Here is a 295-nt window from a genome sequence, read left to right on the forward strand (position 1 = left end):
TAGAAGGCTGATGAAGATCTTGGGTTCTGGCCCTGCCGCGTCAGCGGCAGGGCCAGACTCGTCATGTGGCGATGGGTGAGTGGGTCGGCGAGATGGTCGGGCCGGACGTGTGGGAGACCTGCCGGGAACTGATCCCGGAGGGGAGCGTGTTCGCGTTCCTGGCCGAGCATCGTGGCGAGCTGTTCCCGGCTGAAATGTTCACGGACATGTACCCGTCGGCGAACGGACGGCCGAGCATGCCGCCGCAGATCCTGGCCGCCGCGATCACGTTGCAGGCCCTGCACGGGCTGTCGGA

General features: G+C 66.4%; 1 protein-coding gene. It reads left to right on the top strand.

The features are described from left to right. Positions 1–92: 92 nt before the first annotated feature. Positions 93–295 (top strand): transposase (locus tag IO24_RS41810; RefSeq protein WP_476718226.1); only part of this gene is annotated, 203 nt, incomplete at its 3' end.

The sequence above is a fragment of the Streptomyces flavovariabilis genome, from assembly GCF_000725785.1.
In the GTDB taxonomy this organism is placed as follows: domain Bacteria; phylum Actinomycetota; class Actinomycetes; order Streptomycetales; family Streptomycetaceae; genus Streptomyces; species Streptomyces hawaiiensis.